This is a genomic window from Nocardia sp. NPDC003269 (assembly GCF_042888005.1).
In the GTDB taxonomy this organism is placed as follows: Bacteria; Actinomycetota; Actinomycetes; order Mycobacteriales; family Mycobacteriaceae; genus Nocardia.
This window is the reverse complement of the sequence record NZ_JBIAPA010000003.1, coordinates 1,042,197-1,063,399: the sequence shown is the minus strand read 5'-3', so window position 1 is coordinate 1,063,399 and position 21,203 is coordinate 1,042,197. Positions and strand designations below refer to the sequence as shown.

The following is a 21,203-nucleotide window of genomic DNA, read 5'->3' as shown; positions in this document are numbered from 1 at the left end:
GTGTCGTCACATGGTGCCTACCAGTGCACGCCGGGCAGCATCCGGCTCACCCGGGCGGCCGGGCTCGGCATCACCATCAGCGGGGTGAGCACCGGAGCCAGGACGGTGAGCGCGTTGCGGCTGGGCTCGGCCGGTTCGGCGGGCTCGGGCGCGGGCTCGGCCAGCACCGGCTTGCCCTGGGCGGCAGTGGATTCGCCGAACAGACGGAAACCGGTGTGCATGATGGTCCGCTTGAGCGAGGGCAGGAACATCTCCACGGCCTGCGAGAAGGTGCCGACCGGGGTGTCGATCCGGTCGGGCCGTTCCAGCATGGCACGCACCACGATCCGGGCGGCCCGCTCGGGATCGGGCAGCGGCAGGGCCCGGTAGAGATCGGTGGGCGCGATCATCGGGGTCCGCACCAGCGGCATCCGGATGGACGTGAAAGTGACACCGTCGCCGCGGTTCTCGACGGCGGCGATATCGCTGAAGTTGTCCAGCGCCGACTTGCTGGCGGCGTAGGCGGCGAAGCGCGGAACCTTGGTCTGCACCGCGATCGAGGAGATGTTGACGATGTGGCCGAAGTGCCGCTCGCGCATCGACGGCAGCAGCGCCAGGATCAGCCGCACGGCGCCGAAGTAGTTCACCGCCATGGTCCGCTCGAAGTCGTGCATGCGGTCCACCGAGTTGGCCACCGAGCGACGGATCGACCGGCCCGCGTTGTTGATCAGGTAGTCCACATGGCCGTGCTCGCTCAGCAGCTGCCGCACCAGGCTGTCGACGGCGGCCGCGTCGGTGATGTCGCACGGGTAGGCGAACGCGGTGCCGCCGTCGGCCCGCACGGATTCCGCTGCGGCGGTGAGGTCTTCGACGCCGCGCGCCACCATCAGCACGGTGGCGCCGCGCTGGGCGACCGCGTGCGCGGTGGCCAGCCCGATGCCCGAGGACGCGCCGGTGATCAGCACGATCCGGCCCGCGAGCCGATCGGCGTCGGCCGGGACCCGCCCGCGCTGCGGGTCGAGGTTCGCGCGCCAGTAGTCCCACAGCCGCTGGGCGTAGGTGTCGAAGGCGGGCACCGTCAGCCCGGGCAGCTGCGCCCGGGTCGACTCGGCGACGAACTCGGCGGTGAACCCGACGTGCGGGGCGACCTCGGCCGGAATGCCCGCCTGCTCGAACAGGAAGTCGCGCACGGCATGGGCGCCGGGCACATGACCGAGACCGGCCAGCGCGCGGGCACTGCCCGGGACGGTGCCGATTCCCACCGGGCCGCCCGCGGCGCCGGCCAGGGCGCGGTAGATCTCGCCGAAGGGCTGCGGTTCCGGGTTGACCAGGTGGAACGTGCGGCCGTCGAGCCCGTCCTTGCGCGCCAGCCGGACCATCGCCTCGGCGACGTAGTCGACCGGAACCACGTTGGTCGCGCCCAGATCGGGCAGCGGCAGCGGCAGATCGGCGGGCAGCGCGGACAGCGCGTCGATCGCGGCGAAGAAGTAGTAGGGGCCGTCGATCTTGTCCATCTCGCCGGTGCGCGAATCGCCGACCACGATGGCCGGGCGGTACACCCGCCAGCGCAGATCGGTGGCCTCGCGGACCAGCTTCTCGGCCGCGAACTTGGTGCGGTGGTACGGCGAGGTCAGATTCTGGCCGAGATCGAAGTCCTCCTCGAAGAACTTGCCGCGGTGATCGCCCGCCACGGCCACCGAGGACACGTGATGCAGCACGGCGTCGAGCCGGCGCGCCAGCTCGATCACCGAGCGGGTGCCCGCGACATTGGCCGCGTGCGCGGTCTCCTCGTCGGCGGTCATGTCGTAGACCGCGCCCAGATGCAGCACGTGGTCGGCGCGCGGCGGCTCGTCGCCCAGGCCGAGGCCCTCGGCGGTCAGGTCGCCGACCAGCGCGAACACCCGGTCACCGTCGGGATGCTGCGCGGTGAGCGCGGTGAACTTGGCCAGCGACTCGGCACGCACCAGCACGTGCACGATCGCCGTGGGATCGGCGGCGAGCAGCCCCCGCACCACTCGCCGACCGAGAAACCCGGTACCGCCCGTCACGATGTAGGAAACCATCGCCCCTCCTGAAATTCTCGAAACACGGTGTCGTGCAACAGTGATCCGGCATGCGGCGGTGGATGCGGGCATCAAATGTGCGATATCCAGCAGCAGGTGGCTGGAGAGAAACCGGGCACATCGTCGTCCCGGCAGGCCCTAACCGTACTCGTCGGTAACCTAGCCGGGCAAGCTCGTGGCGCCCGGTCACCGTGTGGGAATTGTCACCGATCGTCGCAGGTCAAACGGTGTGTGTGACAGTTGATTTCAGTAACTGAGAGTTTCGGACAACTTGTCGCTACCGTCCGGCGAGGACGTCGTCGACGACACCGCGCATCCGCGCGCGGAACACCTCGGGGGCGAAGGTGAGCGCGTGAGCGCGGATCTTCGCCGGATCGTAGGCGGCCGAATCGAACTCGCCCATCAGCTCGGCCAGCGCCGCGACGACCTCGTCGTCGGCACCGGCGGGCACGTACTCGCCGCTGACCCCCGGGCGCACCGTATCGAGCGCGCCGCCCGACCCGACGGCGAGCACGGGCGCCCCGCACGCCATCGCCTCGACGGGGACGATGCCGAAGTCCTCGATACCCGGCATGAGCAGTGCCCGGCAGCGCCGGTACATGTCCTGCAACTGCTCGGCGGAGGTGGCGCCGAGGAAGGTCGTCTCCGGGCCCGCGATCGCCTCGAGCTGGGCGCGGAAGCGGCCATCGCCGAGCACGACCAGGCGCACCCCGGCCCGCTGCGCGGCGCGAATGGCCAGGTCGGCCCGCTTGTAGGGCACCAGCCGGCCCGCGCACAGGTAGAAGTCCTCGCGGGCGACGGCCGGGTCGGGAGTGAACCGCGCGACCTGGACCGGCGGGTTGACCACCGAGGCGGGCAGGCCCCACCAGTCGGTGACCCGCTGCGCGACCGCGTGCGAATTGGCGACGACGTGGGTGAGCCGGGGCGCGGCGCGCAGTTCCCCGCGCCGGGCCAGGGTGCCCAGGGTGGCGAGGGCGAGCTGACCGGCGCGCCCGCCCGCCTCCTGGGCCCGGAATTCGCGATCCCAGGCCCAGCGGGCCGGGCTGTGCACGTAGGCGACGACCGGTGCGTCGGTGGCCAGGGCGGCCTGGGTGGCGAAGGCGTGATGGCTGATCACCACCACGTCGTGGTCGCGCAGCGGCAGGCGGCGCAGCACCCGCGGCACCAGCGGCAGCAGGGGAGCGTGCCTGCCGCCGGTCAGGGAGTGGGCCCGGCTGAGCCAACTGTCGTGGACCGCGCCGACCGGTGCGCGGACGCCACCCGGTGCGACGATCGGTGCGAAAACCTGGGCGTCGGGCCAGGTTTCGACGAACTCGCCGACCACCGCCTCGGATCCGCCGAACTCGGTGAAACGTTCGTGCACGAGGGCGACACGGGTCATCGGGAGGTGCTCGTTTCGATCTGTCGGGGAGCCGCGGTGCGGCGCAGGGCGGGGGCGACGGGCCTGCCACGCAGCAGGCCGTCGACGGTGCCGTGCTCGATCGCGCGGCGATAGATCACGGCCGCCTCGGCGCAGGCGGCGACCGTGGCGCGCACCGCGTCGGCGTCGTGGGCGGCGGAGACGACGAAGGACTGGCCGAGCACGCCGCGCTCGAGGAGTTCCTGGAGGAACAGGGTCCGAAAGGCTTGGGACGGAGCACCTTCCGCGTCGAGGGTGCGGAAGATCAGGCAGGACGGGCGACCCAGGACCTGGAGGTGGTCGGCGAGGCCGAGCGTGGCGGCGGCCGCGTTCACGCCGTCGGCCAGGTCGCGACCGGCCCGCTCCATCCGGGCGATCGGGTCCTCGGTGCGGTAGGCGTGCACGACCGCGCGGAACGCGGCCAGCGCCGAGGTCTCCGGGCCGTGTGTGGTCGAGAGCAGGAACACCCGGTCCTGGTCGGTGCGCAGGCCGCCGCGCTCCATGTACTCGCGTTTGCCGGCGAGCGCGGAGATCGGGAAACCGTTGCCCATCGCCTTGCCCCAGCACGACAGGTCCGGCGTGACGCCGTAGACGGCCTGCGCGCCACCCGCCGCCCAGCGGAACCCGGTGATCATCTCGTCGAACACCAGCAGCGTGCCGTGCCGATCACACAGTGCGCGAACGCCTTCCAGGTAGCCGGGCAGCGGCTCGGTCAGCGCGGTCGCGGCTTCGAGGAACACCGCGGCCACATCGCCGTCGGCCAGCGTGGCCGCCAGCGCGTTGAGGTCGTTGTAGGGGAACTTCACCGTGTCGACGACGGGGATGCCACCCGCCATGTCGGTGGTGCCGATGAACCAGTCGTCGACGGAGAAGAACGGCTGATCGCAGACGGCGATCCGGGTCCGGCCGGTCACCGCCCTGGCGAGGCGGACCGCGGCGGTGGTGGCGTCGGAGCCGTTCTTGGCGAACTTGACCATGTCGGCGCCGGGCACGAGCGACAGGAAGTCCTCGGCGGCGAGCAGTTCCAGCTCGGTCGGCCGGGAGAAGCTCAGGCCGTCGGCGGCGGCGAGTGCGGCGGCCGTGCACACCGGCTCGTAGCCGTGGCCCAGCGTGACCGAGCGCAGGCCCATCCCGTACTCGACGAACTCGTTGCCGTCGACATCCCAGACCCGAGCTCCCTTGCCGCGCACCAGCACCGGTGCCATGCCCTCGGGGTACTGGTCGCTGCCGCGCGCGTAGGTGTGCGCGCCGCCGGGAACCAGCTCGTGCAGCCGGGCCTGGACGGCCGTGCTGTGATCGAAGCTGCGCATCAGCATTCCTCTCGGCTCGTGCGGGTCCTCGGCGACCGGGTCCGAGCGGTTGCCTGCCTACGAGCTGGGCGTCGCGTTCTTGCTCGCGGTCTTCACCGGCGCCGCCCGCGGCGGCCACTGCCGGGGCAGGACCGTGGTCTCGGGGTCGTACGCGCCGGGTGCCGTCGCCGAGGCGACCGCATCGGCACGGGCGGACACGGCCGCGGAGGCACTCGCCGGCGCGGGCGTATCGGCGGTCGCGGCGGCGGGTTGCGGCTCGGCGGTGGGGCGCTTGCGGCCGGCGCGCCGTTCGAGCACACCCCGCGCGAGGACCAGGCCCTCGGCGGCGATGATCAACGTCGCCAGCGCGGCGAACAGGCCCTCCTGCACCGGGTGCGGGGCGACCAGTTCCGTGCGCGGGTTGCTGATCACGGTCAGCCGGGCCATGCCGAGCACCTGGCGGAACTCGATCTCGCGGGCGACGTCCCTGGCGTCGAAGCTCAGCTCCGGGCGCAGCGGATCGTCGACGAGCCGCTTGGAGAAGGTGTCCTCGACGGCCCGGCGGTGATCCTCCAGGTCGGCCGCCGAGCGGGCGATCGCCTCGGTGCGCATCTGGGAACCGACCCGGTCCAGCGACTGCTGCACCGCGAGGACGAGTTTGGCGGCCTGCTCGGGCGTGCCCGCCTGCGCCTTGATGATCAACAGCGACGGGGCGGGCCCGGTCATGGCCGAGACCCGGGGCCGCAGATCGTCTTCGGAGGGGGCGAGCCCGTTCTTCACCACGTCCGAGAGCACCCGGCTCTCGGTGACCAGCACGATGTAGGGCTGGGTGAGTTCGTTGAACACCGCGCCGATCGACTGCTGGGAGATCTGCGCGGTGAGGCTCGCCTCGTAGGTCCGGTCGCTGCGATCGCGCACCAGCCAGACGCCGGCGCCGACCAGCACCGCGATCACCAGGGCGATCGGCAGCACCCGGACCAGCTGGCGGGCGTGCCCGGCGAGGTCGACGCCGGACATCGACGCACTCGCCGAGCGGGACTCACCCGTCGCCGCCGTCCCCGTCTCGCTCACACTTCCCCCACATTCCGCCGGTAGTGGTGGCGATGTTAGCTGGGGTTCCGAGGTGTCGCGAGCGCGGCGAGACGCCGCCGCGAGCCGGTTACCCGCCGGGCGGGCTCGGCAAACGTGTCGCCGGATCGGAAACGTCGACGCCGTCGCGGTCGATACGCACGTGGTGCGGCGTGTCCGGCAACCGTTCAGCGGCTCGGTGTGGTGGAAATCGCCAGATGAGCGCGGGCACGGGGAGATCGGTACGCTGAGCCGGTTCGTGCCGGCCCCCAGCGGGCACGACGGATCGGTGAGTGACGGAAATCATGGAGGATCGAACAGTGGTGGGGGTTCGGGTGTCGGTGTGTGTCCCGGCATTCAACGCGGCGCGCACGATCGTCGAGACCATCGGGTCGATCCTGGAGCAGGACTTCGCGGACTTCGAGATCGTCGTGGTCGACAACGCGAGCGCCGACGGTACGGGCGACCTGGTGCGGTCGTTCGACGACGACCGGATTCGGCTGTACACCAACGACGCCGTCCTGCCGATGGCCGAGAACTGGGACAGGACGATCGGGCTGGCCTCCGGCGAGCTGGTCAAGCTCGTCTGCGCCGACGACCTGATCACCCCGAATTGCCTGTCGGCGCAGGTCGATGCGCTGCGCGATCCGGCGATCGCCGTCACCGGGGCCAGGTTCGACGTCATCGACGACGCGGGGACGCTGCTGGCCCGATCGCGCGGGCTGACGGGCCTGCTCGGCCGCTGCTCCTCGCGGACCACCCTGCGGGCCTTCGTCCGCAAGCTCCCCGACGAGCTGTGCCCGACGGCCGCGTTCATGTTCCGCCGCAGCGATCTCGCCACGACCAGCGGATTCCGCACCGACTTCCTCTACGCGATGGACATCGACCTCGTCGCGCAACTGGTCGAGCGCGGCGGGTTCTACGGCGACAGCCGGGTGCTGGCGGTCAACCGCGCCTCGACGTTCAACCATTCGTCCACCACGTCGACCCTGAGCAAGCTGTCCGACGTGCTCCGGTTCAACCACCACTACCGCCGCAGGCATCGCGATCAGATCCGTGCCGTCGATCTGCTCGTCGGTGACGGCAAGGTGGTGCGGCAGGCGCTGGTCCGGCTGTGCGCGCGGGTCAAACGCGCGATCGGGAAGGACTGAGCGCGTGGGCCCGCTGCTGTACCTGCTCGCCGTCCCGGTCGCCTGGGTGTTCCTGCGCTGGATCCGGCATCGGCCGCAGCGCGGGCTGTTGCTGGTCGCCGCGCTGGTGCCGTTCAACGGTCTGCTCCTGATCGCGCCCGGGTGGATGCAGGTCGACGGGTGGAAGGAGGCGCTGCTGCTGCTCACCCTCGGGGTGGCCGTCTTCGTCCCGCAGCGCGAACCCGAACCGCGCCCGGTGATTCCGTGGTGGTCGCTCGGCGCGGCCCTGGTCCTGTTCGGGGTCGTGTCGGCGTTCGTGACGGCGGGCTCGCTCGGCCTGTTCGCGATCAAGATCACGTTCTTCTACTTCGTCGTGGTCCCGCTGATCCTGTACCTGCGACCGTTCAGCGCGCGCGACCGCGATCTGCTGGTGACCATCATGATGGTGGAGTCGGTCGCCATCGCGGTGTTCGGGCTGGCCCAGCAGGCGATCGGCGCGGCCGGCCTGGCGCAGATGGGGTACGAGTACAACGAGACCATCCGGTTCTCCGGGGGCATCCTGCGCTCGTTCAGCACCTTCAACCAGCCGTTCCCTTTCGGCTTCTACCTGGTGACGGTCCTGCTCGTCGGCGGATCGGTCGCCCTCGCCGCGCCCCGGCGCCCACGCAACCGGATCTTCCTGCTGGCGACGCCGATCCTGGTGGCGGGGATCGCGGCGAGTGTGGTGCGGGCCGCGCTGGCCGGTCTGCTGGTGGGGGCGTTGGTGCTGGCGGTGGTGCGGTACCGGCGGCAGCTGAAATCGGTGATCATCGGCGGGGTCGTGCTGATCGTGCTCGGCAGTGTCGCGGTGTCCGCGCAGGCCCGCAGTTCGCTGTTCTCCTCGTCGAGCCTGGCCGACCGGGGGACCGGGTGGAACACCGTGCTCCGGTCGATGGGCAGTCATCCGTTCGGGGACGGGCTCGGCTCCACCGGGGCCGCGAAGGCACGTCAGCTGGTCGAGGAACTCGGCCCGATGGCGGAGAAACTGCCCTACGCCACCGGCGAGGTGCAGATCTACGGCCGTCCGTACCAGCCCGACAACTACTACGTGAAGCTGCTGATCGAACTCGGGCCGATCGGGGTGTGGTTGTTCGCGGCGATCATGGTGGTGATCTACCTGATGTCGATTCGCGCGGCCCGCACCCTGCGCGGGAACGACGCGGCCCTGGCCCTCGGGGTCGCGGCCGCCGTGCTGGCCAGTGCGGTGGCCGCGGTCGCCTCGAGCTACTTCGAGATCTTCCCGAGTGATTTCTACTTCTGGTTGCTGGCCGCCGTCGTCGGCTGTGCGATCACCCAGCAGTCCCCGACCGTCGAGCGCAGCTCCGTCCCCGAGCAGGTGGCATGAATATCGAGGCACGTGAGAATTCAGGTGGCGCACTGCGTTTCGGTGCGCTCGCCTGCCGCCCGAACGGGGCGGGGGTGTCGACGTATCAGCGTGAGCTGCTGGCGCGGATGCCCGCGCTGCTGGCGGGAACGGACCTGTCGGCCGTGGTCCAGGCCGATGCCGCGGCGACCCTGCCCCCGGGCATCACCCCGGTGCCGCGTCCGGTCGCGGCCGGAGCGCGGCGGGCCTGGCACGGCATCGCCCCGCTGCGCGGCGTCGATGTCTTCCACGGGCTCGACGTCGACGTTCCGGTCATCGGGCCGCGCGCCACCGTCAGCACCGTGCACGACCTGTCGGTGTTCGACGTGCCGTGGGCGTTCAGCCGCTACCGGGCGCGGGGCGAACAGCTGCTGGTCCGGATGTCGCTGGCCCGTGCCGATCTGCTCGTCGCGGTCTCGGAGTTCACCGCCGAGCGGATCGCGGACCGGTTCGGCCGGGAGGCGGTCGTCGTGCCGCTCGCGCCCGCCGGGTGGGCGCGGGTACCCGCGGACCACGAGGTCGCGCGGGTGCGCGCGCGATACGACCTGCCGCCGCGATTCGTGCTGCAGGTCGGCACCGTCGAACCGCGCAAACAGGTCGCGATGCTGGCCGAGGCGGCCGGTCTGCTCGACATCCCGCTGGTGCTGGCCGGTGCCGGGTCCGACGGCCCGCACGCGCCGAGCACGGCACTCGGACTCGGCTACGTCGACACCGCGGACCTGCCCGCGCTGTACGCGGCCGCGACGGTGGTCGCGTACTGCTCGCAGTACGAGGGATTCGGGCTGCCGCCGGTCGAGGCCATGGCCTGCGGTGGCGCGGTGGTCGCGAGCGCGGTCGGCGCGCTGCCCCAGGTCTGCGGGGACGGCGCGGTGCTCGTGGCGCGCACGACCGCCGAGGACTGGGCGAAGGCCCTGCGTCCGCTGGTGCACGACGCGGCCGCCAACCAGGACCTGCGCGAGCGCGGCCGCGCCGCGGCGGCCGAGCTGAGCTGGCAGCGGACGGCGGCGGCGACCGTCGCCGCCTACCGCGCGGCCGGGCTGCTGTCGTGACCGACGAGGCCACCGCGGCCGTCTCCCGCGACGATCCCGCGCACAGTGGCCGTGCTCGATCCGGCCGGGCCGCGGCGAGCAACACCGCGGCGATGCTGGCCAGCCGGATCTTCGCCGCGGTGCTGGGATTGCTGGGCACCACGCTGATCGCGCGCATGCTGCCCGCGGTCGAATGGGGTTACTTCTCCTTCGTGTTCGGTCTGCTCGGCATGCTCGCGATCGTCACCGATCTCGGTGTCGGACGCGCGGTCATCGGGAAGCTGGTCCACGGGGAACCCGCCGAGGCCGCCGAGATCGCCAGCTCGTTCATCGTGTTGCGGACGGTGCTCGGGCTCGTCGGCTACGGCCTGGCGCTCGGGTACGTGCTGGTCCTGCGATGTCCGCCGGAGGTGGTCACGGCCACCGCGGTCGCGGGGCTGGTGGTGGTCGTGGCCACGCCGAGTCACGCGCTGACCGTGCTGTTCCAGTCGACCATGCGGCTGACCCTGGTCGCCGCCGCCGAAGCGCTGGCCCGCACCGTGCAGCTGGCGCTGACGGTCCTGGCGGTGCTGTGGTCGCCGACCCTGCTCGTGGTCGTGGTGCCCGCCGTCGTGTACGAGATCGTCGCGCTCGTGGTGAAGATCGTCGGGATCGGGCGCGGGCTGGGCGGGCCGATCCCCGCGCGGCGCATCGAATTGCGCTGGTGGGGCGGCATGCTGCGGGAAGCGCTGCCGCTCAGCATCGGTCTCGCCCTGATCATCGTGTTGCAGAAGGTCGGGCTGCTGCTGCTCGGGCACTTCGACAGCTACGAGTCCGTCGGGCTCTTCGCCGTCGGCATGAAGTTCGCCGATCTGCTCGACACCGCGGCGCTCGCGGTGGTCGCCCCGCTGACCACGCTGCTGATCGCCCTGTGGCCGGACGATCCGGCACGTTTCCGCCGCTACTTCCGCCAGGCGACCACCGCGCTGACCGTGCTCGGGCTGGCCGCGCTGGTGGCCTTCTGGCCGGTCGCCACCGACAGTGTCCGGCTGCTGTTCGGCGCGGATCTGGACGCGGCGGCGGACGCCGCCCGGATCCAGATCCTCGGCGGCCTGCTGGGAGCGCTGGCGCACCTGGGCCTGGTCGCGCTGATGGCCGTCGGCCGCAATGTCGTCATCCCCTGGATCGCCGCGGTCGCCCTGCTGGTCGACCTCGCGCTGGCCTGGCCGCTGATCTCGCGCTGGTCCTATACGGGCGCGGCCGTCGCCGGATCGGCGGCGCAGCTGGTGCTGCTGGTCGCGGTCTGGGTCGCGCTGGCCGCCGCGGTCCGGGTGCGCCGGCTGGTGCCGCTGGCCACGGTGACCGCCGTCGCCGGGGTCGCCGCCGCGGTGATCGCGGCGGCGACCACGATCGACCGGCACTGGGCACCTCCGTGGATCGTCACCGCGATCACGGCCTGCCTGATATACCTGTTCCTCGCCGGCTGCATCGTGCGACGGACCGACGGATTGACGATACGAACCTTGCGGGGGCCGAAACCTGATGACACTGTGGCGAATCGCCCGGGGGATGCTCACCGCAGCAGTCGTCACGGTGACGATGCTGGGATGCGCGACGACCGTGCCGATCACCACTGACACCGCCGCCCCGGCCACCGGTCTCGGTGTGTCCGGTGGCCACGCCTGGCTGGAATCCGATGCGGCGGAACTGGATCGGCAGATGGCCGTCGTCGCCGCCAGCGGTGCCACCTGGGTCCGGATCGACCTCGACTGGTCGGTCATCGAACCGCAGCGCGGCCGCCAGGACTGGTCGGCGACCGACCGCGCCGTCGGCGCGGCCCGGGCTCACGACCTGTCCGTGCTGGCCATCCTGACCTACGCGCCCGCCTGGGCCGGGCTGCACGAGGGTGTCGAGACCAGCAAGGCGGTGCCGCAGCCGGTGCTGTTCGGCCGGTTCGTCGGCGACGCGGTCGATCGGTACCGCGACCAGATCTCGCACTGGGAGATCTGGAACGAACCCAATGTCACCGCCTTCTTCGCGCCACGGCCGGACATCGGCGTCTACGCGCATCTGCTGCGCCAGGCCGCACTGTCGGTCCGGGCGCGGCAGCCGCACGGCCAGGTCCTCGTCGGCGGGCTGGCACCGGCGACGAACAACGGCCAGGACATCGCGCCGACCTCGTTCGTGGAGCTGCTCTACGAACTCGGGGCCGCGGCCGACTTCGACGGGATCGCGGTGCACCCCTACTCCTATCCGGAGCTGCCCGCGTCGCCGGCCTGGTACAACGCGTTCGGCAATCTGATGGCCATCCGGCGCATCATGGACGCGAACAACGACACCTCGGTCCTGTTGTGGCCGACCGAATTCGGGGCGCCCACGGGTACCGGCGCGCGGGCTGTCAGCGAGGCCGTGCAGGCCGAGATCCTCGATCAGGGACTCGGTCTGATCGCCACGATGCACGATATCGGGCCGGTGTTCGTCTACTCCCTCGTCGACGCCGGGGACGACCGCGACGATCTCGAGGACAACTTCGGCATGCTCCGCCGCGACTACACCGAGAAACCCGCGCTGGCCGTGCTGCGCGCCCACGCGGAGGCCCGGCGTGCCGGCCGCTAGCGACGCTCGGGAGCTGGTGTTCGTCGCGCATTCCAGCCGGGCCTCGGGCGCCGAGAAGATCATGCTGGCCCTCGCCGAGCTGGCGGTGCGACACGGCAGGCGGGTGCGGGTGGTCTGTCCCGACGGACCGCTGCGGAATCTGCTGCCCGCCGCGGTCGGTCATGTCGCGATCCCGGAACTCGGGTTGGCCGGTCAGCGGGGCGGACAGCGGCTGCGCGCCGCCGCCGTCCTGGTGTGGCGGTGGTGGCTGGCCGCCCGGGTGCTCCGGCGGGTCTCGCGCACCGGCGAGGTCCGGCTGGTGGTGAACTCGACGATGGCCCTGCCCGCGGTGGCCCTGGCGCTGCCGCGACGGCGGTCGACGGTCTGGCTGGTGCACGACGTGGTGGTCAGCCGACGGCAGCTCGCGGTCGCGCGGGCGGGGCGCCGCGCGGTCGGTCGCGCGGTCGCCGTGTCCGAGCGAGCCGCGATGCCGTTGCGCGCGTTGGGATTCGAGGTCGAGGTCGCCCGGCAGGGCGTGCGCTGGCCGGTCGATCCCGCTCCGGTTGTCGAGCGCGAGCCCTTGGTGGCCGGGATCCTGGGCGTGGTGACCGAGTGGAAGGGCCAGCACGTGCTGCTGGCGGCCGCCGCCGAGCTCCCCGAGATCCGGATCGAGATCGCCGGCTCCGCGCATCCGGGCGACGAACCGTATCTGGCCGCGCTGCGGGAACGGGCGCAGCGGGCCGACCTGGCCGGCCGCGTCCGGTTCCTCGGCAACGTCGACCCGCTGCCGACGATCCGCGGCTGGGATGTACTGGTGTCGGCGAGCGTGCTGCCCGAGGCGGGCCCGCTGGTGGTGCTGGAGGCGATGAGCGTGGGTGTGGCGGTCGTCGCGACCGACCACGGCGGCAATGTCACCGACGACACGGCACTGTGCGTCGCGCCCGGCGATCCGATCGCCTTGCGCGACGCACTGCGGCGGCTCGGCCGGGACCCGGAGCTGCGCGCCCGGCTGCGGGACGGCGGCCGCGCCGCGATCGCGGCCGACCACGATCTCGCCGTGACGCTGCCCCGCATGCTGGACGCGCTGCTCGCGACCTCGGATCAGATCGAATAGGTCCGGCCGTAGGTGACGACGGTGTCGCCGGTGGCGGTGACGATCTTCACGAACGGACGGACATTGGTCTGGCCGAGCACACCGGTCACGGTGCCGTGGAACCCGGAAAGCCGCAGCACGCCTTCGGTTCCGGCGATGTCGCCACCGGCGACCTCGACCTCGCGGATACCCGGGCCGAACCCCACCGCCAGCTCGACGCCGGCGCGGGGGATCAAGCCGTCCAGTTTCACGGTCGGCCCGCTGCCGCCGACCTCGACCCCGAGACTGGGCGTCGACCACTCGAACTTCAGTCGTCCGTCGAGGGTGGCGGGATAGCCGACCTGGTAACCGATGGTGAGACGCCCGGTCCAGTCGGCCGCGTCGGGGCCGGTGACCAGGTAGGACGCCTCGCCGCTGTGGAACCACTCGCGGGTCAGCGGATTGCCGTCCAGCGGTGCGACGAAGTCGATCCGGGTGTGTGACTGGACCGCCTCGACGGTGCGGTCGTGCCCGTCGAGGACGGAGTTGCTGCTGTCGACGGCGGCACCGGCCGAGCCGGTGCCCATGGTGAGACCGATGACGACGGCCGAGGCCGCCGCGATCCTGCGCAGCGCGCGCGGACGAAACACGATGATGCCCCTCGGAATTGTTCCCCTGAACCTTCGCCCGCCGAACAATGTGTTCGACGTCGCCTCCCCACGATCCGGGCTCAGCCGGTGCGGCACTGCACCTGGCGCGACGTTGGGCACGTCGAGTATCCCACGGCGGCCGTTCATCCGCCGATCAGCGAAAGATCAGCTGCGCCACAGTGATCCGGGCGCGGCATCGAGCGCGCGGGCCCGTGGTCCGGCCGGATCGTCGACGAACCAGCGGCCGTCGAGGGCGGGCAGCAGCGCGGTGACCTCGTCGTACAGGTCGGGCAGCGTCAGCAGGACGGCGTCCGGGTCGGCCGCGACGAGGTCGGCGGGGGAGACGATCGGGACGTCGGTGCCCGGCATCCGGCCGCCCTGTTTGGCGGGCGAGGCATCGGCGACCCCGGCGAGCAGGCCACGGTGCGCGCCCGCCATCGCCAGCAGCGCGACGGCGCGCGAGGCCGCACCATAGGCGTACACCCGGTCTCCACGGGCGGCCCGGTGCTCGAGCCAGGCGCGCAGGGTGCCGACGTGCTGATCGACCACCCGCTGCAGGGTGTCGACGGCCGGGGCGGCGGCCTCGGCGGCGCGGATCGCCGCGACGGTGTGATCGGCGGGGTGGACGCCGTGGCGGGCGGCCAGCAGCACGGTGCCGCCGTAGAGCTCGAACCGCCATCCGGCGACCACACTCATCCCGGCCGTACGTAGCAGAGTGTCCAGCGTGGCGAGGGAGTAGTAGGCGAAATGCCCGTGCCGCAACGCATTCCACTGTCCCTGCGCGAGGATCGCGGCCAGTGAGTGGTACTGCACCAGCAGGACGCCGCCGGGTGCGGTGGCGGCCGCGCGGGCCGCGAAGGCCGCGCGCTGGTCGGGTTCGTGCATGATGCCGAAGCAGTCCAGGACCACGTCGGCGGGCCCGTCGGTCGTGGTGAAGCCGCGTTCGGTGAGCAGCGGCAGCCAGGTGCCGCCGTGCGGGCTGCCGAACTCGGTCACCGTCGTCCCCCGCAGCAGTCCCGCCGCGTCGACGAGCCGGACGGCCTCGGCGGCTTGTTCGCGCAGCGCCAACGGCTCGATGCCGCGCGGTTCCGCGGTGACGGTGTCGTCGTCGGCGAGCTGCGCCAGCCCACATCCCACGCAGCGGTCCATCCGCAACGGATGCCCCGACTCGGCGGCATCGACCGGGGTGTCGCGCGGCGGGAAGTGATCGGCGGCGGGCACCGAGCCCAGGTCGAGCACGGTGGTGAGGGCGGTACTTCCGCAGCCGCGGCACCGGCGGGTCATGACAGGATGTCCTCGTGCGTATCGAGCGGACCGAGCTGGCCGACGTGGTGGTACTGGTTCCCGAACCGTTCCGGGACGAGCGCGGACTGTTCACCCGCACCTTCGACGCCGCCGAGTTCGACGCGCACCTCGGCGTCGACGGTGCCGCGGCGAGCTTCGTGCAGGACTCGCAGTCGCGGTCCCGGCGCGGGGTGATCCGCGGCATGCACGGGCGCGGCGGCCGCGGCGAGGCGAAACTGGTCCGCTGCGCGCACGGCGCCGTGCACGACGTCCTCGTCGACATCCGGCCCGGCTCGCCCACTTTCGGCGCGCAGCAGGCGTTCCGGCTCGACGACGCGGACTTCCACCACCTGTACGTGCCGCCCGGCTTCCTGCACGGCTTCCAGGCGCTGACCGAGGTCGCCGACGTCTGCTACCGCATCGACCGCCCGCACGACCCGGCCGAGGATCTCGGGGTCGCCTACGACGACCCCGACCTGGCGATCGGCTGGCCGCTGCCCGTCGGCGTCGTCTCCGCGCGCGACGCGCAGGCGGGCAGCTGGGCGCGGCTGCGCGCTACGCTGGCGCCGTCGCACTGATCCGGCGCAACCGCGCGTCGAGTTCGCCGGTGTCACACAGCTTGCGCAGGTGCGGCAGCCGGGTGAACCGCTGGAAGAAGTCGTCGGCGGTCAGGCCGCGGGCGGTGTATTCGCGGTACAGCTCCGCGGCGCCCGCGGGCACCGTCCACCGCGCCTCGTAACCGAGCACCGTCCGCGCGGCGGAGAAGTCGACCCGATAGGACCGCGGGTCCGCGCCGTTCTCGCCGGTGACCAGCAGTCGCGACCCCGGCACCGTGTCGACGACGGCGGCCGCGATCTCGGCCACGGTGAGATTGTTGACCTCGGTGCCGATATTGAAGGCGCGGCAGGAGATGTCGGCCGCCGGTGCGGTCAGGCAGGTCGCGAACGCGGTCGCGATGTCCTCGGCATGCACCAGGGGCCGCCACGGTGTCCCGTCGGACAGCACCTTCACCTCGCCGGTGAGCACCGCGTAGCCGACCAGGTTGTTGAGCACGATGTCGGCGCGCAGCCGGGGCGAGAAGCCGAACGCCGTGGCGTTGCGCAGGAAGACGGGCGTGAAGTCGGCGTCGGCGAGGGCGGCGACGTCGTCCTCGACCCGCACCTTGCTCTGCGCGTACGGGGTGATCGGGCGCAGCGGGGCGTCCTCGGTGACCAGTTCTGCACCGGCCGCGCCGTACACCGAACAGGTGGAGGCGTACAGGAACCGCTGTACCCCCGCCTCTTTCGCCAGCCGCGCCAGCCGCACCGACGCGTGGTGGTTGATGTCGTAGGTGATCTCCGGGGCCAGCGCGCCCAGCGGATCGTTCGACAGCGCCGCCAGATGGATCACCGCGTCGAAGCCGCGCAGCTGCTCGACGGTGACCTCGCGCAGATCCACGGCCAGCTGGTCGGGATCACCGGCGAAGTCGCCGAGCAGGCAGTCGGCGAAGTAGCCGATGTCCAAACCGGTGACGGTGTGCCCCGCCGCCCGCAGCACCGGCACCATCACGGTGCCGAGATAGCCTTGGTGCCCGGTGACCAGTACCCGCATGTTCACGTCCGTTCCCATCTGATGATCGCCTTGTCCAGCACGAACGCCTCGGCGTAGGGCGCGTGGCACTGCACGCCACGCATCCGGGCCAGGCCGAGGAAGGCCTCTTCGTCGAACCAGTCGCGGCCGGTCTGCGACGGATAGTGCTCGTGCAGCAGCCGCGACTTCGCCCGCACGAGTTCCCGGGTCAGCGGGTGGTACAGGGTGGGTGCCGGAGTGTCGGTCTCCCACTTGAGGATCTCGTAGCCCAGGGTCAGGTGGTCGCGGAACTCGGTGGGCACCAGCTCGGCCAGCAGCCGGTGGTCCTGATGGGCGTCACCGCGATGCGGCGCGAACACCACATCGGGGTCGCCCGCGCGCCGGAATCGGGCCAGCGCGTCCTTGATCCGGTCCCAGTGCGCCGGTGCGCGGCCGTCGGGGATGTCGAGCACCTCGAGCTCGGGCTTCGTGCCGGAGCAGAACGCGGTCAGCGCCGCGCGTTCCTCGTCCTCGCGCGCGGTGCCGCCGCCGGACAGCACCAGGGCCCTGACCTCGAGCTCCGGGTCGGCGCCGGTGAGGGCGAGCAGCGTCGCGCCCAGCCCGATCGCGATGTCGTCACAGTGCGCGCCGAGCAGCGCGATCCGGCGCGGCGGACGGGGGAACAGCCCGATCACGCCTGCTCCCACACCATCCACGGCCGCGAGCCGTTGCGGTAGGCGTCGTCGAGTTCGGCGCGTTCCTTGAACGTGTCGGCCGGCTTCCAGAAGCCCAGATGCTGATAGCCGAACAAGCGGCCCTGCCCGGCCAGCGCGCCGCACGCGTCGGCGACCAGATCGCCGCCGGGCGGCAGCAGATCGAAGATCTGCTGGCTGAGCACGAAGTAGCCGCCGTTCTCCCACAGCGGCATCCGGGCCACCGGCATGATCTCCTTGACCTCACCGGCCGGGGTGATGTCGACACAGTGGAACGAGGACTGCGGCGGGACCACCAGCATCGACGCCGCCGCGCCCGAGGCGTGGAAGGTCTCGATCATGGTGTCCAGCGGGGCGTCGGTGAGCACGTCGGCGTAGTTGGCCAGGAAGTACTCGTCGCCGTCGAGGTACTGCCGGACCCGCCGCAGCCGCTCGCCGATCGCGGACTCCACCCCGGTGTCGACGAAGGTGATCGACCAGTCGCCGATATCGCTGCCCAGCAACTCCACCTGACCGTTGCGGATGACGAAGTCGTTGGACGCCGACTCCTGGTAGGTCAGGAAGAAGTTCTTGATGTGCTCGGCGCCGTAGCCCAGGCACAGGATGAACTCCTTGTGCCCGTAGTGCGCGTAGTACCGCATCACATGCCACAGCAGCGGCCGCGGCCCGACCAGCTGCATCGGCTTCGGGACGATGTCGTCGGACCCGCCGCGCATGCGCATGCCGTATCCGCCGCAGAACAACACGACCTTCATCGGTTCACCTTCGTTTCCGTGCCCGCGCGGTGCAGCACCGGCAGCGGATAGACCAGTTCGCCGCCCCAGTCGCCGACATGGCGCAGCTGGGCGGTGATCTCGGTTTCGAGATTCCACGGCAGGACCAGCACCACGTCGGGCCGGTCGGCATCGATGCGCTCGGGGGGATGGATCGGAATCCGGGTCCCCGGCGTGAATCGCCCGTGCTTGTAGGGATTGCGGTCCACGGTGTACTCGAGCAGGTCGGGCCGGATGCCGCAGTAGTTCAGCAGGGTGTTGCCCTTGCCGGGCGCACCGTAGCCGACGACCCGCCTGCCCTGCTCCCGGCAGTCGAGCAGGAAGCGCAGCAGCTCGAGCCGGACCCGCTCGGCCCGGACACCGAGTTCGGCATAACCGGCCGGGACGTGCAGGTCCGCGGCCCGCTCGAGCTCGAGGACCTCGGCCACGCGCGCGGTCGGCACCGCGACCGGATCGGGGCGGGCCCACAACCGGATCGACCCGCCGTGGGTCTCCAGCAGTTCCACATCGACCACCGTCAGCCCGGCGACCGCCAGCGCGCGCTGGGCCGAATGCACGGTGTAGTACTGGAAGTGCTCGTGGTAGACCGTGTCGAACTGGCCGAGCCGCACCAGCTCGAGCGCGTGGTGCACCTCGATGCTGAGCCAGCCGTCGTCGGCGAGCAGGGTACGCAGCGCGTGGGTGAAACCGCGCAGGTCGGGGACGTGCGCGTAGACATTGTTCGCGACCACCAGATCGGCGGGCCCGTGCTCGGCCCGCACCCGCGCGGCCGACTCCGCGTCGAGGAACGCGGTCTCGGTGGGGACGCCCGCCGCCCTGGCCGCCGCGCCGACATTGACCGACGGCTCGATGCCGAGGCACGGGATGTCCCGGGCCACCGCATGACGCAACAGATAACCGTCGTTGCTGGCGACCTCGACGACGAACGAGTCGGTGCCCAGCCCCAGCCGCTCGGTCGCGGTGGCGACGAACCGCTCGGCGTGATCGACCCAGCTGCGCGAGTACGACGAGAAGTACGCGTACTCGGTGAAGGTCTCCTCGGGGGTGATCAGCGCGGGGATCTGCAACAGCAGGCAGTCCCGGCACAGCCGCAGGTGCAGCGGATAGGTCGCTTCCGGCAGGTCGAGCTGGGTCTCGGACAGGAAACTCTCGCACGGTGGGGTCGCGCCCAGATCGAGCACGCTCACGAGCCGATCGGAATCGCAGAGACGACACTGCACGCGGGGTCCACCTTCTAGCTGTTCGATCATCGCGGCCGCTGCCGGACATGCCGGACGTCGGCGCGGCGAGCTCAGACGTTACAACCGGGGGGCGCGGGGGGCCATTCGAAACCGCTGGGAGCGAAACCGATTCGTGGTATGTTTCGGGGTTGTGGCTGTTCGCGGGCATTTCGGCAAATTGTCGGCGACGGCAACGCGACCCTGAGGAATTGTGACTCGTCCCACCGGGGAAATCAAATGTCCTGGCGTCATGTTTGATAGCCATGATAATTCGCGTGATAGCCGTGTGATTGCCGACATAGTCGGCAACCCTGTGGAATGCACTGTGGCGCATACCCTTCGGGAAGAAGTCCACTCGAGACTCTGTAACAATCATCGGACGGGTATCGAATCGACGGGCAGAGCGGCCGAGCAGGGGCCGCTTTTTCGGTCGACGGCGACCGGAAATTGATTCGTCTCCCGAGGGGGAGGTGTGGGTTCATGAGCTTCGAGCTCGCCGGTGGCAGCGACGTCGATGTGGTCAACGGTGTCCGAGTGCTGCGCCGAACGCAGCGTGAGAATTGGCAGGTGGCCTACCTCCAACGCCTGGCCGCCACCGATGTCGTCGCCGTGTTCGCGGCCGTCGTCGCCGCCCAGATCCTGCGCTTCGACGGCCCCGCCGCGCCGCCGCTGGCCTGGCCGCTGCCCTACGAGGTCGGCTACTCGGTGGTGTCGCTGGCGCTGGCCGCGGGCTGGCTGGCCCTGCTGCACGGGACCCGCACGCCGCAGGTGATCGGCTCGGGCAGCGAGGAATTCCGGCGGCTGGTCTCGGCGACGATGCGCCTGTTCGGGGTGCTGGCCATCCTGGCGCTGCTGCTCCGGGTGGAGGTGGCGCGCGGCTATCTCGCCATCGCGCTACCGGCCGGGCTGTTCGCCCTGATCGTGGGCCGGGTGGTGTGGCGGCTGCGGCTGCGGCGCTGGCGTGCCCAGGGACGCTGTCACACCGCGGTGCTCGTGGTCGGTTCGCCCGAGGCCGCGCAGGCGATGGCGGGCGCGTTCACCGACGACCCCGGCTCCGGCTACCGGATCGTGGGTGTCTGTGTGCCCGCCGGCGCCGGGGACGGGCGCTTCGCCACGGTCGACGGGCCCTCGGTCCTCGGCGACGATCGGTCGGTGCTCGAGGCGGTCCGCCGCAGTGGCGCCGACTCGGTGGCCGTCGCGGCGACCGAGCATCTCGGCCCGGTCGAGTTGCGCCGCATGGCCTGGGAACTGGACCCGCTGGGCGTCGATCTGATCGTGGCGCCGGGCGTGGTCGACATCGCCGGTGTCCGGCTCACCAACCGGATCGTTGCTGGCATGCCCATGCTGCACATCGACGGGCCGCGCTACGACCACGCCAAGTCCAGCCGCAAAGCGCTGTTCGACTTCTGTTTCGCCGCCACCGTGCTGCTGCTCATCGCGCCCATGCTGGTGGCCATCGCGATCGCGGTGCGCACGACGAGCGCGGGACCGGTCTTCTATCTGTCCGAGCGGATCGGCCGCGACGGCATCCCGTTCCGGATGATCAAGTTCCGCAGCATGCTGGTCGGCGCCGACCGCGCGGTGGACGCGCTGATCGAGAGCAACGGCGGCAATCCGGTCTTCTTCAAGGTGAAGGACGACCCGCGCGTCACCCCGGTGGGCCGCTTCCTGCGCAAGTACAGCCTCGACGAGCTGCCGCAGTTCTTCAATGTGCTGCGCGGGGACATGAGCGTGGTCGGGCCGCGTCCGCAGGTCCAGCGCGAGGTCGACAGCTACGACGGCGAGATGCGCCGCCGGCTGCTGGTGAAACCCGGCGTCACCGGGCTGTGGCAGGTGAGCGGGCGTTCGGATCTGTCCCCGGAGGATTCGGTGCGCCTTGACCTGTCCTATGTCGAGAACTGGTCGATGGTCCTCGACCTGGTCCTGATCGGGCGCACCATCGGCGCGGTCACCCGCGGCGACGGCGCGTACTGAGCACCGGGGTGGTGCGCCACGCGCACCACCCCGGCTC

18 protein-coding genes are annotated in these 21,203 nt (G+C 71.2%); 8 read left to right on the top strand and 10 right to left on the bottom strand.

Translation table 11 applies throughout. The annotated features are described in order from the left end of the window. Window positions 1–17: 17 nt before the first annotated feature. The 4 genes from ACFYWJ_RS24890 to ACFYWJ_RS24875 all read right to left on the bottom strand — a co-directional run bounded on the left by ACFYWJ_RS24890 (window position 18) and on the right by ACFYWJ_RS24875 (window position 5,801). Window positions 18–2,042: an SDR family oxidoreductase gene (locus tag ACFYWJ_RS24890; protein WP_355284832.1), complete on the bottom strand. Its 2,025-nt coding sequence runs from the start codon at window positions 2,040–2,042 to the stop codon at window positions 18–20. Between the two features lie 277 nt (window positions 2,043–2,319). Beyond that, window positions 2,320–3,423: a glycosyltransferase gene (locus ACFYWJ_RS24885; protein ID WP_355284834.1), complete on the bottom strand. Its 1,104-nt coding sequence runs from the start codon at window positions 3,421–3,423 to the stop codon at window positions 2,320–2,322. Further along, window positions 3,420–4,751, bottom strand: coding sequence for a glutamate-1-semialdehyde 2,1-aminomutase (locus ACFYWJ_RS24880; RefSeq protein WP_355284836.1), 1,332 nt, complete (start codon window positions 4,749–4,751; stop codon window positions 3,420–3,422). Before ACFYWJ_RS24880 ends, ACFYWJ_RS24885 begins: the two co-directional genes overlap by 4 nt. Before the next feature lie 57 nt (window positions 4,752–4,808). Further along, on the bottom strand, window positions 4,809–5,801 hold the full coding sequence (locus ACFYWJ_RS24875) for a hypothetical protein (RefSeq protein ID WP_355284838.1): 993 nt from the start codon (window positions 5,799–5,801) through the stop codon (window positions 4,809–4,811). Window positions 5,802–6,118: 317 nt separating this feature from the next. On the opposite strand from ACFYWJ_RS24875, the gene ACFYWJ_RS24870 reads away from it, so the two are divergent. Genes ACFYWJ_RS24870 through ACFYWJ_RS24845 form a run of 6 tightly spaced genes read left to right on the top strand, consistent with a single transcriptional unit; the run spans window position 6,119 to window position 13,046 of the window. Next, a complete protein-coding gene (locus ACFYWJ_RS24870; protein WP_355284841.1) occupies window positions 6,119–6,949 on the top strand; it encodes a glycosyltransferase in 831 nt (276 codons plus the stop codon). A gap of 4 nt (window positions 6,950–6,953) precedes the next feature. Beyond that, the gene (locus tag ACFYWJ_RS24865; RefSeq protein WP_355284843.1) at window positions 6,954–8,312 is read left to right on the top strand and encodes an O-antigen ligase family protein; all 1,359 of its coding nucleotides are present in this window, start codon (window positions 6,954–6,956) and stop codon (window positions 8,310–8,312) included. Then, the gene (locus ACFYWJ_RS24860) at window positions 8,309–9,379 is read left to right on the top strand and encodes a glycosyltransferase family 1 protein (RefSeq protein WP_355284846.1); all 1,071 of its coding nucleotides are present in this window, start codon (window positions 8,309–8,311) and stop codon (window positions 9,377–9,379) included. Before ACFYWJ_RS24865 ends, ACFYWJ_RS24860 begins: the two co-directional genes overlap by 4 nt. Continuing rightward, window positions 9,376–10,974 (top strand): oligosaccharide flippase family protein, encoded by a 1,599-nt coding sequence (locus ACFYWJ_RS24855; protein WP_387161760.1) that lies wholly within the window; start codon window positions 9,376–9,378, stop codon window positions 10,972–10,974. Before ACFYWJ_RS24860 ends, ACFYWJ_RS24855 begins: the two co-directional genes overlap by 4 nt. Beyond that, on the top strand, window positions 10,958–11,953 hold the full coding sequence (locus ACFYWJ_RS24850) for a beta-xylosidase (protein WP_355278531.1): 996 nt from the start codon (window positions 10,958–10,960) through the stop codon (window positions 11,951–11,953). The genes ACFYWJ_RS24855 and ACFYWJ_RS24850 overlap by 17 nt, the downstream gene beginning before the upstream one ends. Further along, a complete protein-coding gene (locus ACFYWJ_RS24845; protein ID WP_355278528.1) occupies window positions 11,940–13,046 on the top strand; it encodes a glycosyltransferase family 4 protein in 1,107 nt (368 codons plus the stop codon). Before ACFYWJ_RS24850 ends, ACFYWJ_RS24845 begins: the two co-directional genes overlap by 14 nt. Here the strand turns inward: ACFYWJ_RS24845 and ACFYWJ_RS24840 are convergent. Together ACFYWJ_RS24840 and ACFYWJ_RS24835 are read right to left on the bottom strand one after the other, a co-directional pair. Beyond that, window positions 13,034–13,654 (bottom strand): MspA family porin, encoded by a 621-nt coding sequence (locus ACFYWJ_RS24840; protein WP_355278525.1) that lies wholly within the window; start codon window positions 13,652–13,654, stop codon window positions 13,034–13,036. The two genes, ACFYWJ_RS24845 and ACFYWJ_RS24840, sit on opposite strands and share 13 nt — an antisense overlap. A gap of 165 nt (window positions 13,655–13,819) precedes the next feature. Beyond that, the gene (locus tag ACFYWJ_RS24835; RefSeq protein WP_355278523.1) at window positions 13,820–14,938 is read right to left on the bottom strand and encodes a methyltransferase domain-containing protein; all 1,119 of its coding nucleotides are present in this window, start codon (window positions 14,936–14,938) and stop codon (window positions 13,820–13,822) included. Between the two features lie 14 nt (window positions 14,939–14,952). On the opposite strand from ACFYWJ_RS24835, the gene rfbC reads away from it, so the two are divergent. After that, window positions 14,953–15,516, top strand: coding sequence for a dTDP-4-dehydrorhamnose 3,5-epimerase (gene rfbC / locus ACFYWJ_RS24830; RefSeq protein ID WP_355278520.1), 564 nt, complete (start codon window positions 14,953–14,955; stop codon window positions 15,514–15,516). Here the strand turns inward: rfbC and ACFYWJ_RS24825 are convergent. Genes ACFYWJ_RS24825 through ACFYWJ_RS24810 form a run of 4 tightly spaced genes read right to left on the bottom strand, consistent with a single transcriptional unit; the run spans window position 15,494 to window position 19,192 of the window. Then, window positions 15,494–16,528 (bottom strand): SDR family oxidoreductase, encoded by a 1,035-nt coding sequence (locus tag ACFYWJ_RS24825; protein WP_355278581.1) that lies wholly within the window; start codon window positions 16,526–16,528, stop codon window positions 15,494–15,496. The two genes, rfbC and ACFYWJ_RS24825, sit on opposite strands and share 23 nt — an antisense overlap. Before the next feature lie 2 nt (window positions 16,529–16,530). Then, window positions 16,531–17,181, bottom strand: a complete 651-nt coding sequence (locus ACFYWJ_RS24820) for a PIG-L family deacetylase (protein WP_355278517.1) — start codon at window positions 17,179–17,181, stop codon at window positions 16,531–16,533. After that, on the bottom strand, window positions 17,178–17,954 hold the full coding sequence (locus ACFYWJ_RS24815) for a glucose-1-phosphate cytidylyltransferase (protein WP_355278515.1): 777 nt from the start codon (window positions 17,952–17,954) through the stop codon (window positions 17,178–17,180). The genes ACFYWJ_RS24820 and ACFYWJ_RS24815 overlap by 4 nt, the downstream gene beginning before the upstream one ends. Further along, window positions 17,951–19,192 (bottom strand): class I SAM-dependent methyltransferase, encoded by a 1,242-nt coding sequence (locus ACFYWJ_RS24810; protein ID WP_355278512.1) that lies wholly within the window; start codon window positions 19,190–19,192, stop codon window positions 17,951–17,953. The genes ACFYWJ_RS24815 and ACFYWJ_RS24810 overlap by 4 nt, the downstream gene beginning before the upstream one ends. A 480-nt stretch (window positions 19,193–19,672) precedes the next feature. Between ACFYWJ_RS24810 and ACFYWJ_RS24805 the strand changes: the two genes are divergently transcribed. Then, window positions 19,673–21,166: a sugar transferase gene (locus ACFYWJ_RS24805; RefSeq protein WP_355278509.1), complete on the top strand. Its 1,494-nt coding sequence runs from the start codon at window positions 19,673–19,675 to the stop codon at window positions 21,164–21,166. Window positions 21,167–21,203 lie beyond the last annotated feature (37 nt).

What these genes read in the sequence shown, in the direction of transcription:
- ACFYWJ_RS24890 (WP_355284832.1), bottom strand. Translation starts at nt 2,042, where the DNA reads ATGGTTTCCTACATCGTGACGGGCGGTACCGGGTTTCTCGGTCGGCGA.
- ACFYWJ_RS24885 (WP_355284834.1), bottom strand. Translation starts at nt 3,423, where the DNA reads ATGACCCGTGTCGCCCTCGTGCACGAACGTTTCACCGAGTTCGGCGGA.
- ACFYWJ_RS24880 (WP_355284836.1), bottom strand. Translation starts at nt 4,751, where the DNA reads ATGCGCAGCTTCGATCACAGCACGGCCGTCCAGGCCCGGCTGCACGAG.
- ACFYWJ_RS24860 (WP_355284846.1), top strand. Translation starts at nt 8,309, where the DNA reads ATGAATATCGAGGCACGTGAGAATTCAGGTGGCGCACTGCGTTTCGGT.
- ACFYWJ_RS24835 (WP_355278523.1), bottom strand. Translation starts at nt 14,938, where the DNA reads ATGACCCGCCGGTGCCGCGGCTGCGGAAGTACCGCCCTCACCACCGTG.
- ACFYWJ_RS24825 (WP_355278581.1), bottom strand. Translation starts at nt 16,528, where the DNA reads ATGCGGGTACTGGTCACCGGGCACCAAGGCTATCTCGGCACCGTGATG.
- ACFYWJ_RS24815 (WP_355278515.1), bottom strand. Translation starts at nt 17,954, where the DNA reads ATGAAGGTCGTGTTGTTCTGCGGCGGATACGGCATGCGCATGCGCGGC.
- ACFYWJ_RS24805 (WP_355278509.1), top strand. Translation starts at nt 19,673, where the DNA reads ATGAGCTTCGAGCTCGCCGGTGGCAGCGACGTCGATGTGGTCAACGGT.